Genomic DNA, 9,907 nt, shown 5'->3' on the forward strand with positions numbered 1-9,907 from the left:
ATCTGGCAGCCGCACTCGGCACCAACGAGGCGGCAGCGTTCAACCATTATGTCCAGAGTGGCTACACCGAAAGCCGTTCCACCAGCTTCGATGCGGTCGGATATCTTGCGGCGAACCGGGATCTCGCCGCTGCCTTCGGACTGAACACCGTCGCCGCCACCCGACATTACATTACCAGCGGGCGCTTGGAAGGGCGAAGCACGTCCTTTAATGCGATGAGCTATATCGCGGCGAACCCAGACCTGATTAGCGCCTTCGGCAGCAACACAACGGCCGCGGCCCTTCATTACGCAACCGTCGGACGGCTCGAAGGAAGAACGACGACGTTCAACGCCGCCGCCTATCTGGCGCGGAACCCCGATCTTCAGCGTCGATTCGGCAACGACGCAGCGTCGGCGGCAGCCCATTACGTGAACTTCGGCTACCGGGAAGGCCGCTCCACCACCCCGTTGACGACGACACCCGGTCGGGCGGCCCCGATGCTCGACTCGGACTCCCCAACTGGAATGCTCGCCACCGCCGTCTGAAAAGGCTCCCGCGGGCGGGGAACCATCCCCCCGCCCGCGGAATCGAAACCAACGCCTCACAGATAGCGGATCGTCACCTTGTCCGCCGCCTGCTTGGCCCGTGCCCGCGCGTCGTCGGTGTCGGTGCCGGTGGCCAGCGCCACGCCCATGCGGCGGTTCTTGCGGGTGGTCGGCTTGCCGAACAGGCGGACATCGACCTCCTGCTCCGCCGAACCCAGGCTCAGCGCGTCGGCCAGCCCGTCGATGCGGAAGTTCTCCGCCTCGCGGTCGGCCAGGATGACGGCGGAGGCCGACGGGGCATGGCAGACGATGCTCGGGATCGGCAGACCCAGGATGGCCCGGGCATGCAGTTCGAACTCGGACAGGTTCTGCGACAGCAGGGTGACCATGCCGGTGTCGTGCGGACGCGGTGACAGTTCGGAGAAGACCACCTCGTCGGCGGTGACGAAGAACTCGACGCCGAAGATGCCGTAGCCGCCGAGATTGTCGACGACGCGCGCCGCCATCGCCTTGGCATCGTCCAGCATCGCCTGTGGCATGAGGACCGGCTGCCAGGATTCCTGGTAGTCGCCGCGCTCCTGCCGGTGGCCGATCGGCTCGCAATAGAGGATGCCGTCGCGGGTGCGGACGGTCAGCAGCGTGATCTCGTACTCGAAGGGGACGAATTCCTCGACGATCACCTTGCGGCGGTCGCCGCGCATGTTCGCCACCGCATAGTCCCAAGCGGCCTCAAGCCCGGCGGCATCCCGCACCGTGCTCTGCCCCTTGCCCGACGACGACATCACCGGCTTGATCACACAGGGGAAACCGGTGTGATCTGCCCCGGCACGGACCTCCTCCAGGCTCTCGGCATAGCGGTAGCGCGAGGTGCGCAGGCCGAGTTCCGTCGCGGCGACCTCGCGGATGCGGTCGCGGTTCATCGTCATGGTGGCGGCGCGGGCCGACGGCACGACAATGGTGCCGGCCTCCTCGAACTCGTGCAGCACCTCGGTGCGGATCGCCTCCACCTCCGGGACGATATAGTCGGGGCTGTGCTTGGCGATGGCGGCGCGCAGGGCGTCGGCATCCAGCATGGAGAACACCTCCGCCTTGTCGGCGACCTGCATCGCCGGCGCGTTGGCGTAGCTGTCGCAGGCGATGACCTCGCAGCCCAGCCGCTTGGCCGCAATGACGAATTCCTTGCCCAGCTCCCCGGAGCCGAGCAACAGGATCCTGGCGGTGAACATCCACGCACTCCCGATATTGGCGACAGCTGGCCGACCATAGGGCTTCCCGCCGGCCCGGCCAAGCCCCGCCGTCGGTCCGCATCTGCATTCGCAAAGCGGAAACGGGGCTTGCACAAATATTTCTAAAAAGAAACTATAATGGTAGCGGATGAAAAACTCCGGTCACCTGTTCATGCCTGAATGAAGCCCTTGCTTGGGAGGCGGCGATGGACACGGGGACGCAGCGGAAATTTTTCAGCGGCAGGACCGCAATGGCCGCCTGCCTCGCGGCGTCGCTGGCCCTGCCCGGCTGTGCCGGCAACGGCAACGACGACATGGCCGGCGCCCTGCTGATCGGCGCGGCGGTGGTCGGGCTGGGCGTGCTGGCCGCAACCGCCGGGAACGACGACGACGATGGCGACCATGATCGGGGCCGGCATCATCGCCAGCGCGGCGGCTACGACAACGGCGGCTATTACGGCAAGGGATATGGCGGGAGCTATGGCGGCCGGGGCGGCTACAGCCGCTATGCCGGCAACGGCCAGTGCGACGACTCCCGCTACCGCACCTCCAACGGCGGCCGGGCGGAGGCGGGGACCGACGAGTGGGATTGCCGCCGCTTCGGCGACGGCCGCAAATGACCGCCGGTCAATGCCGCCGCCTTCCCTCCAGGTTTTTCCGCAAGATGGCGGCAATGATCAGCAGAAAGGCCAGCAGGCGCAGCAGATAGACCCAGCTCTGCTCCTCCCGCTCCAGCCCGCCCAGCGTCAGCACGATCTGGTTCAGCGCCAGCAGCAGGAAAGCCAGCGCGAAACTGACGAACAGCGCATCGCGCGTCCGTTTCCAGAAGCTCAGGAAGAACAGCCCGGCGACCGCATAGAGAGCCGCAAGCGCCCCGGTGAAGAAGCTGGAGGTGGTCGGCAGCATCACTCGGCGTCCCAGATGAAGCCGTACAGCAGCACGCCAACCCCGGCCATGGCGGAGAACTGGCGCAGCGGCAGCAGGTCGACCTGCGTCGGCAGAACGACAACGTCGATGAACAGCAGCAGATTGTTCACGGCCAGCCCGACGAAGCACAGCGTGCTCCACAGCAGAAGCCGGCTGCGCGAACGCAGATAACTGCGCAGCAGCAGGACCATGCACAGCAGGCTGGCGGCAAAGCACAGCAGATAAACCGCCGACTTCACGACATCCATCTCGACGCTCCCACCCCGCTCTCCCCCCGCTGGGGACGGCACGCATTCCTGACGATGAAAACCGCGATCATGTCATCCACTGAGGTCAATCGTTGAGGCGGAAGCGGAAGGAATCGGCGAAGATCTGAACCTTGTTGCCGGGCGCGGCGAAGATCTCCCGGATGATGGCGGACGGACGGCTGGCGTAAGCCTGCTCGATTTCCTCCACCCACCGGTCCAGGACCGGCAGGGCCGGGCGGTAGCGGTGGCTGCCGTCGGCCTGGGCCATCAGCAGACCGGCGCCGAGGAATCCCGCCAGCGCCTCCTGAACCACCACCTCGCTGCCGCGCAGCTCCTTCACCAGATCGCCGTTCGACCAGTCGCGGTCGGGGTTCCGGCGCAGCAGAAGAAGAAGCTCCAACGCCCAGACAGACCGGATCGACCCTCGCAACAGAGTAAGCGCATCGTCGGACAAAACCATGAACCAGAACCTGACCTGAATATGCACAACCGGCGGCGTGGGCAACGCCGCCCTCGATCCCCCTCATCAGCCCCGGACGACCTCCGCCGGGGCAAGAGGAGACTGCAAATCCAGCGCGTGCCGTAAGGCGCGGGCCAGATCGCCGCCGCGATATGGCTTGGACAGCGTTTCCGCACGGCTCAGCACGGCCCCCAGAACGGCGCCGGGATCGGCGGCGGCGTCGGTGGACGCGCCGGCCTCCGGTTCCGGCGCGGTGGTTCCGTTGGCATAGCCGGACGCGAACAGCACCCGCAGCGACGGGTGACGGCGCAGCCCCTCCCGCGCCAGTTCGCGCCCGTTCAGGCCGCCGGGCATGACGATGTCGGTGAACAGAAGATCGACCGGCTGGCGGTCCAGCAGGGTCAAGGCCGCTTCGGCGCCGTCGGCCTCCAGAACGCGATATCCCAGCGCCGCCACCGCCTGGGTTGCGACCGAGCGGACATCGGCGTCGTCATCGACCACCAGCACCGTCTCGCCACGGCCGGCAAGCGCCTCGTCGGCGCGATCCTCGTCGGCCGCCGGACCATGGCCGGTTTCCAATGCCGCCCGCGGCAGATAGAGGCGGAAGGTGGTGCCGGCGCCGGGGGTGCTGTCGATGCCGATCAGCCCGCCCGACTGCTTGACGAAACCATGGATCATGGCAAGGCCGAGGCCGGTGCCCTTCCCCGTCTCCTTGGTGGTGAAGAAGGGTTCGAAGGCCCGCTCCAGCACATCCGGCGGCATGCCGCAGCCGCTGTCCGACACCGACAGCAGGACATAGTCGCCGGCCGGCACCGACATGCCGTGTCCGGCCTGCGGCTCCCCGAAGCGGGTGTTCGCGGTGCTGATCCGCAGGGTGCCGCCGCCGGGCATGGCGTCGCGGGCATTGATGACGAGGTTCAGCAGTGCCGATTCCGCCTGCGACCGGTCCACCGAGGCGATCCACAGCGGCTCGGCGTCGGCCGGCGGCGCCTCGATGGCAATGGCGACGCCGCCGCCCAGGGTGCGCTCCATCAGCTCGCCCATACCGGCGACCAGAACGCCGAGGTCCACCGGCTCCGGGTGAAGCTGCTGGCGCCGGGCGAAGGTCAACAGACGCCGCGTCATGTCGGAACAGCGCAGCGCCGCCTGCAAGGCCATCTCGGCCCGCTTCGCCGCCTTCGGATCGTCGGCGAGACCGGGAACCAACCGTTCCAGGCTGCCGATCACCACCATCAGCATGTTGTTGAAGTCATGGGCGATGCCGCCGGTCAGCTGGCCGACCATCTCCATCTTCTGGGCATGGGCGAGTTGCTGCTGGGCCTGGCGCGTCTCGGTCACGTCCATGATGGTGCCGAACAGCTCGGCAGCCTCGCCGTTCTCGTCACGCACGACCACCGCCTGATCGAGCAGATGGCGTTCGCCGCCATCCGGGCCACGCCAGCGATATTCCACCGTGGTCAGCCCGGTGTCATGGATCGAGGCCAGCTGACGCAGCACGCGGCTGCGGTCGTCCGGATGCAGCCGGGATTCCCAGAACTGCGGATCCTCGATGAAACGGGCGGCGGCACAGCCCAGCACCGTCTCCGTGGTGTCGGACAGATAGCGGAACGGGATGCCCGGCGACAGATCGGCGGTATAGAGCACGATGGGAAGCTGGCCGAGGATCAGCGCCTGCCGCTCTTCCGACCGCCGCAGCGCCTGCTCGGCCTGCCGCATCTCGCGCCGCACCCGCTCATTCTCATCCAGCAGCCGCTGCTTGGCCTCGACCTCGCGCTTGACCTCCTCCGTCTTGCGGTAGAGATCGACGAAGACCGCCACCTTGCTCTTCAGGATCTGCGGGTCGACCGGCTTGAACATGTAGTCCACCGCGCCGGAGGCATAGCCGCGGAAGATGTGCGTCTCGTCCTTGTTGATGGCGGTCAGGAAGATGATCGGGATGTGGCGCGACTTCTCGCGCAGCCGGATCAGCTCCGCCGTCTCGTAACCGTCCATGCCCGGCATATGGACATCCAGCAGGATCAGGGCGAAGTCCTGGCGCAGCAGATGCTTCAGCGCCTCCTCTCCCGAGCGGGCGAGCACCAGCTGCGCCCCCAGATCCTCCAGAGTCTCGCGCACGGCGAACAGGTTCCGCGGATCGTCGTCGACGACCAGGATCGCGACGTCCGCCTTGTCGGGTTGCGGATGTGAATCGGTGGTCATGGTTCCGCTTTCCCATCCCGCAGGAACGGCGGCCGATGGCGGCGTCATGGTGGAAGACGGGGAGGCCGGCACCACCTCAAGCCCGCCGGAGGGCCGGACGCTGACCGGCTGAACGCTGGTGGTGCCGAGCAGGCGCGACCGGCGGGCCGCCGGTACCGGGAAGGTCGCCGGCGGGACGAAGGGCGACCGCCGCAAGGCCCGCATCGGCCGCAACTTGCGCCGGGTCACGCCTGCACCCCGCCGCGCGACTGGGACCGGCCGCTTCTGGCGGTCCAGATTCGCAGGAGCGACAACAGATGGTCGATGTCCACCGGCTTGGCGATGTAATCGGTCGCCCCGGCCTCGATGCACTTGTCGCGGTCGCCCTTCATCGCCTTGGCGGTGACGGCGATCATCGGCAGGGCGCGGAATTCGTCGATGCTGCGGATCGTGCGCATGGTCTCGTAACCGTCCATCTCCGGCATCATGATGTCGACCAGCACCACATCCACGTTGGGGTCGGCGCGCAGCCGCTCGATCCCCTCACGGCCGCTCTCGGCATGCAGGACTTCGATCCTGTGGGCCTCCATCACGCTGGCCAGCGAGAAGATGTTGCGGATGTCGTCGTCGATCACCAGCACCCGCTTGCCGGCCAGCGACGGATCGTGCTGGCGCAGATCGAGGATGCTGCGGCGCTTCTCGTCAGGCAACCGGTCGACGGCGCGGTGCAGGAACAGCGCGGTCTCGTCGATCAGGCCGGCCGGCGAACGCGCGCTCTTCAGCACCACGGTTTCGGCCAGACGGCGCAGCCGCGCCTCGTCCTCGGCCGCGATGTCGGCGGCGACATAGACCACCACCGGCATCCAGGCGAGCGTGTCGCGGGTGCGCAGCCATTCGATCAACTCGAAATCCACGGTCACCGGGCCGGACAGGGTCGGGCTCGACAGGTCAAGCACCATGCAGTCGAACCGGTCGGCACTCAGTGCCGCCATCGCCGCCTCGATCGAGGTGACGGTGTGCGTCTCCACATCGCCGTTGCCGATCAACGCCGCGACGCCGCCCGGCTGCGGGCTGTCCTTCTCCACCACCAGCAGCTTGCGGTGATCGCGTTCCTTGAAGCTCTTCACCCGGTTCAGGGCGTCGAAGATCGCCTCGCGCTCCACCGGCTTTTCCGAATAGTCGAAAGCCCCCATCGCCAGACCGCGGCGCCGCTCGTCCTTGGCGGAAATAACATGGACCGGAATGTGGCGGGTCTGAGGATCGCGCTTCAGCAGGTCGAGCAGCGCCCAGCCATCCATGTCCGGCAGCCCGATGTCGAGCAGCACGGCGTCCGGCCGGTATTTGCGCGCCAGCGGCAGCGCCGCCGCCCCGCCGCTGGACAGGATGGTGCGGAAGCCCTTCTCCCGCGCCAGATCGAGCAGGATGGAGGCGAAGGTGTTGTCGTCCTCGACGATCATCACCACCGGCTCGCCGGGACGCAGGCGTTCGCGGTCGTCGCTGGCCGGCTGCAGGTCCAGCAGGGCCAGCCCTTCCTGCGGACCCGACGCCACCACCGGGCGGGTTGCCGAGTCCGTCCGTTTCGGCAGAAGCCCGGCGGGGGGCAGGGAGGCGCTGGCGGCGGCGATAGCCGGCGTGCCCAATTGGGAGACGGGATCGGCCACGATGTCGTAGCTGCGCGGGACGAACAGGGTGAAGGCGCTGCCCTTGCCCGGCGTGCTGGCGACGCGGATCTCGCCGCCCAGAAGCCGGGCGATCTCGCGGCTGATCGACAGACCGAGACCGGTGCCGCCGTACTTGCGGCTGGTGGTGCCGTCGGCCTGCTGGAACGCCTCGAAGATGATGCGCTGCTTGTCCTCGGGGATGCCGATGCCGGTGTCGATGACGGTGAAGGCCAGCACCGACGATGCCGTGTCCAGCGTCGGGTGCGCCGCACTCCACCCCTCCGTCGCCGGGGCGACGCGGAAGGTGATGCCGCCGGTGTCGGTGAACTTGAAGGCATTCGACAGCAGGTTGTTCAGAACCTGGGCCAGCCGCTTCTCGTCGGTCTGGACGCTGGCGGGCAGCGCCGCGTCCATCTCGATGGTGAAGTCCAGCTTCTTCTCCTGCGCCAGCTGCGCGAAGGTGCGCTCGACATGGGTGCGCAGGTCGCCCAGCACGACCTCGCCGATTTCCAGAGTCACGGTGCCGGACTCGATCTTCGACAGATCGAGGATGTCGTTGATCAGCCCCAGCAGGTCCGATCCGGCGGAGTGGATGGTGCGGGCGAACTCCACCTGACGGTCGGACAGGTTGGTGTCCGGGTTGTCGGCCAGCAGCTTCGACAGAATCAGCAGGCTGTTCAGCGGCGTGCGCAGCTCGTGGCTCATGTTTGCCAGGAACTGCGACTTGTATTTGGAGGTCAGGGCAAGCTGTTCCGCCTTCTCCTCCAGCGCCGCCTTGGCGAACACGACCTCGCGGTTCTTGCGCTCGACCTCGATGTTCTGCTTCTCCAGCTGTTCGGCCTTTTCCTCCAGCGCCTCGTTGGTGGTGGTCAGCTTTTCCTGCTGGGCCTTCAGCAGCTCTTCCGACTTGCGCAGCGAGGCTGCCTGCTGTTCCAGCCGCTCGTTGGTGGTCTTCAGCTCCTCCTGCTGGCTCTGCAGCTCGGTGGTCAGCCGCTGCGACTGCTTCAGCAGCCCTTCGGTGCGCATGTTGGCGGCAATCGTGTTCAGCACGATTCCGATGCTCTCGGTCAGCTGCTCCAGGAAGCTCTGGTGCGTCTCGCTGAAGCGGCCGAAGCTCGCCAGCTCGATCACCGCCTTCACATCGTCCTCGAACAGAACCGGCAGGACGATGATGTTCAACGGCGGCGCCTCGCCAAGGCCGGAGCTGATGGCGACATAGTCGCGCGGCACGTTGGTCAGCAGGATCCGCTTCTTCTCGTAGGCGCACTGCCCGACCAGACCTTCCTTCAGGTGGAAACGGTTGGACAGGTTCTTGCGCTCCTTCAGCGCGTAGGAGGCGACCAGTTCCAGAAGCGGCTCGTCGCGGTCGCGGGTGGCGACGTAGAAGACGCCGTGCTGAGCGTTCACCAGCGGCGCGATCTCCGACAGGATCATGTTGGAGACGGTGACCAGATCGCGTTCGCCCTGCAGCATGCGGGTGAATTTGGCGAGGTTGGTCTTCAGCCAGTCCTGTTCCGCGTTCTTCAGCGTCGTGTCGCGAAGATTGCGGATCATCTCGTTGATGTTGTCCTTCAGCGCCGCGACCTCGCCCATCGCCTCGACGGTGATGGAGCGGGTCAGGTCGCCCTTGGTCACCGCGGTGGCGACCTCGGCGATGGCGCGCACCTGGGTGGTCAGGTTGGCGGCCAGCTGGTTCACGTTCTCGGTCAGGTCCTTCCACAGGCCGGCGGCGCCCGGCACGCGGGCCTGACCGCCCAGCTTGCCTTCGATGCCCACCTCGCGTGCCACGTTGGTGACCTGATCGGCGAAGGTCGCCAGCGTGTCGATCATGCCGTTGATGGTGTTGGCCAGCGCCGCGATCTCGCCCTTGGCGTCCACCGCCAGCTTGCGCTTCAGGTCGCCGTCGGCGACCGCGGTGACGACGCTGGCGATGCCGCGCACCTGACCGGTGAGGTTGGCCGCCATCATGTTCACATTGTCGGTCAGGTCCTTCCAGGTGCCGCCGACACCTTCGACCTTCGCCTGACCGCCCAGCTTGCCTTCGGACCCCACCTCGCGTGCCACGCGCGTCACTTCCGAGGCGAAGCTGTTCAGCTGGTCCACCATGGTGTTGATGGTGGATTTCAGCTCGAAGATCTCGCCCTTCACGTCGACGGTGATCTTCTTCGACAGATCGCCCTTGGCGACCGCCGTCGTCACCTCGGCGATGTTGCGGACCTGACCGGTCAGGTTGGCCGCCATCATGTTCACATTGTCGGTCAGATCCTTCCAGGTGCCGGCAACCCCCTTCACCTGGGCCTGTCCGCCCAGCTTGCCTTCGATCCCCACTTCGCGCGCCACGCGGGCGACTTCGGACGCGAAGCTGTTCAACTGGTCCACCATCGTGTTGATGGTGGATTTCAGCTCCAGAATCTCGCCCTTCACATCGACGGTGATCTTCTTCGACAAATCGCCGTTGGCCACGGCGGTCGTCACTTCGGCGATGTTGCGGACCTGACCGGTCAGGTTGGTCGCCATCGCGTTCACATTGTCGGTCAGATCCTTCCAGGTGCCGGCAACCCCCTTCACCTGGGCCTGACCGCCCAGCTTGCCTTCCGACCCCACCTCGCGCGCCACGCGCGTCACTTCCGAGGCGAAGCTGTTCAGTTGGTCCACCATGGTGTTGATGGTGGATTTCAGT

At 66.6% G+C, this 9,907-nt stretch carries 7 protein-coding genes and 1 pseudogene; 2 read left to right on the forward strand and 6 right to left on the reverse strand.

The window, feature by feature from the left end:
- Positions 1 to 527: pseudogene (locus tag I71_RS28450) on the forward strand (hypothetical protein); the annotation flags it as partial.
- A gap of 56 nt (positions 528 to 583) precedes the next feature.
- On the opposite strand, the gene purT reads toward I71_RS28450, so the two are convergent.
- The gene (gene purT / locus I71_RS28455; protein ID WP_042702175.1) at positions 584 to 1,753 is read right to left on the reverse strand and encodes a formate-dependent phosphoribosylglycinamide formyltransferase; all 1,170 of its coding nucleotides are present in this window, start codon (positions 1,751 to 1,753) and stop codon (positions 584 to 586) included.
- Between the two features lie 251 nt (positions 1,754 to 2,004).
- On the opposite strand from purT, the gene I71_RS28460 reads away from it, so the two are divergent.
- Positions 2,005 to 2,373, forward strand: a complete 369-nt coding sequence (locus I71_RS28460; RefSeq protein WP_244434105.1) for a hypothetical protein — start codon at positions 2,005 to 2,007, stop codon at positions 2,371 to 2,373.
- Positions 2,374 to 2,380: 7 nt separating this feature from the next.
- Here the strand turns inward: I71_RS28460 and I71_RS28465 are convergent, their stop codons facing one another.
- From I71_RS28465 to I71_RS28485, 5 genes are all read right to left on the reverse strand, one after another.
- Positions 2,381 to 2,659, reverse strand: a complete 279-nt coding sequence (locus I71_RS28465; RefSeq protein WP_042702181.1) for a DUF5985 family protein — start codon at positions 2,657 to 2,659, stop codon at positions 2,381 to 2,383.
- Entirely contained in the window at positions 2,659 to 2,928 is a 270-nt protein-coding gene (locus I71_RS28470; RefSeq protein ID WP_042702184.1) for a DUF5985 family protein, read from the reverse strand. The genes I71_RS28465 and I71_RS28470 overlap by 1 nt, the downstream gene beginning before the upstream one ends.
- An 85-nt stretch (positions 2,929 to 3,013) precedes the next feature.
- On the reverse strand, positions 3,014 to 3,388 hold the full coding sequence (locus I71_RS28475; RefSeq protein WP_042702192.1) for a hypothetical protein: 375 nt from the start codon (positions 3,386 to 3,388) through the stop codon (positions 3,014 to 3,016).
- 66 nt (positions 3,389 to 3,454) lie between these two features.
- Positions 3,455 to 5,815 carry a response regulator gene (locus I71_RS28480; protein WP_244434106.1) on the reverse strand — a complete coding sequence of 787 codons (2,361 nt, stop codon included), beginning with the start codon at positions 5,813 to 5,815 and terminating at the stop codon, positions 3,455 to 3,457.
- Positions 5,812 to 9,907: response regulator (locus tag I71_RS28485; RefSeq protein WP_042702187.1), on the reverse strand; the 4,096-nt coding region annotated here is incomplete at its 5' end. The genes I71_RS28485 and I71_RS28480, both read right to left, overlap by 4 nt.

Origin of the sequence: Azospirillum sp. B506 (assembly GCF_000333595.1) — a bacterium.
Lineage (GTDB): Bacteria > Pseudomonadota > Alphaproteobacteria > Azospirillales > Azospirillaceae > Azospirillum.

Coding starts and splice junctions, on each gene's coding strand:
- I71_RS28460 (WP_244434105.1), top strand. CDS start 2,005: ATGGCCGCCTGCCTCGCGGCGTCGCTGGCCCTGCCCGGCTGTGCCGGC.
- I71_RS28475 (WP_042702192.1), bottom strand. CDS start 3,388: ATGGTTTTGTCCGACGATGCGCTTACTCTGTTGCGAGGGTCGATCCGG.
- purT (WP_042702175.1), bottom strand. CDS start 1,753: ATGTTCACCGCCAGGATCCTGTTGCTCGGCTCCGGGGAGCTGGGCAAG.
- I71_RS28465 (WP_042702181.1), bottom strand. CDS start 2,659: ATGCTGCCGACCACCTCCAGCTTCTTCACCGGGGCGCTTGCGGCTCTC.
- I71_RS28470 (WP_042702184.1), bottom strand. CDS start 2,928: ATGGATGTCGTGAAGTCGGCGGTTTATCTGCTGTGCTTTGCCGCCAGC.